This window comes from Microcoleus sp. Z1_B2 (assembly GCF_036700325.1).
GTDB lineage: Bacteria > Cyanobacteriota > Cyanobacteriia > Cyanobacteriales > Microcoleaceae > Microcoleus.
Genome location: NZ_JAUBOQ010000112.1, coordinates 1 through 1,554, shown reverse-complemented (window position 1 = coordinate 1,554; position 1,554 = coordinate 1). Strand labels below are relative to the sequence as shown.

Here is a 1,554-nt window from a genome sequence, read left to right as displayed (position 1 = left end):
TATTCATCTTTTTATTCACGATCGAGTATTGCATATAATAGTATCATAGTCTTGATAATCATTTAGGATTGCTATATTGATATTATTGATGGTCAGGTGTGGATTCAAGCAAATAATACCGATCGCCTGATTGCTGAGGAGTTAGTTGCAGCGGGAATTCCGGCTAAATCAATTGTTTTGGGACTGCAACCGCCTGATGTTAGACCGTATACTGCTTATGGAGTGCCTTGTAGTGAACAGCAGCGAGAATCCTTGAAAGTATGATGGAGTGGAAGGGATTTGACTTGGAGGGCGATGCCCTACGGGATAGCTTCGCTTCACGCGCTTCAACTTTAAAGCAGGCGATCGGAGGTGCGATCGCCTTCAGCAAATTCCCTTAAACTCAAGTAAAATAAGACAGCCATTATCGCCACAAAACCTAATTCACCATGCAAACCTCAACATTTGACAGCATTTTAGACGAGATCGAAACCTTGTCTATAGACGAACAAACTGCTTTACTTGTCATCATGCACCGGAGACTTAGCGATCGCCGTCGCACCGAAATTGCTGCTAACATTGCACAAGGAAAACAAGACTATCAATCTGGAAAGGTCTTTCGAGGTACAGTTAATGAAGCGATCGCGGAGCTAAACCGTTGAAACTTATCACCTTTGCTCAATCATTTAAACGTGCTTACAAAGCCCTCATTCGCAAACACCCGGAACTACAGCCCAAAGTTGAAGCTATTTTAAGACTTTTGGCAGAAAACTCTTTCGAGCCATCACTACAAACACACAAACTCAAAGGTCAGTTAGCGGGATCTTGGGCTTGTTCTGTGGAGTATGACTGTCGGATTGTATTTAATTTTGTTGAGAATCCAGAGTCAGGAGATGAGGAAATTCTCTTGCTTGATATTGGTAGCCATGATGAGGTGTATTGAAAATGCTAGTTTATGCGATCACCTCTTTCTATCTGCTTTTTTAATATGGAAGAAAGGTATCCGCTCAATAAATAGGGGTAACAGAAAAAACTGTAGTTTAGACTAACTAAAGATGAGAACGGTGGCCCAAGAAAAACTAGAGCCACCGTTAAGGAGAGAATGAGGGTGAAAAATAACAACCTATTCACTCCTTAAATGAACAGTGAACGATTAAAGGACTTTCGTCAAGAAGCATACGAGTTATTGGTACGAGGCAAGGATGCAACATTCGAGCTCATGGATGCAGTGATGACCACCAGTAATTCGTCATGTTTGGCCGAATTTTCGCTCAATCCATTATTTAATCGTCAATGGTCAAGCGTTTACGAGGCATTGCAAGACTGTAGGCCAGACCGGAAAAAACTGATGCTGCTGTATCTCCAGCAATTAGAACAGCAAGTACCCGTAGCAGAACATCTGTTAGTGGCAATTGACCACACTGCATGGGGGAGACCAGATGCTAAAACATTAAAAGATAGAACCCATGAATATCAGGGGGGCGTAATTATTGGACAAGGGTACAGTACAATTGCGTGGAGTGCGACTCGTTTAATCCAAATGGATAAAGAATATCCAAGGACGATTAGCCTAAC

General features: G+C 42.1%; 4 protein-coding genes. All 4 read left to right on the top strand.

Features of this window, described 5'->3' with window-relative positions:
- Positions 1–75: 75 nt before the first annotated feature.
- Positions 76–264 carry an element excision factor XisI family protein gene (locus QT984_RS29665; protein ID WP_333058669.1) on the top strand — a complete coding sequence of 63 codons (189 nt, stop codon included), beginning with the start codon at positions 76–78 and terminating at the stop codon, positions 262–264.
- A gap of 164 nt (positions 265–428) precedes the next feature.
- A complete protein-coding gene (locus QT984_RS29660; RefSeq protein ID WP_194062328.1) occupies positions 429–641 on the top strand; it encodes a hypothetical protein in 213 nt (70 codons plus the stop codon).
- A complete protein-coding gene (locus QT984_RS29655) occupies positions 638–922 on the top strand; it encodes a type II toxin-antitoxin system RelE/ParE family toxin (RefSeq protein WP_194062326.1) in 285 nt (94 codons plus the stop codon). The genes QT984_RS29660 and QT984_RS29655 overlap by 4 nt, the downstream gene beginning before the upstream one ends.
- A gap of 195 nt (positions 923–1,117) precedes the next feature.
- Positions 1,118–1,554, top strand: a 437-nt coding sequence (locus QT984_RS29650) for a hypothetical protein (RefSeq protein ID WP_333058667.1), incomplete at its 3' end; no start/stop codon positions are given.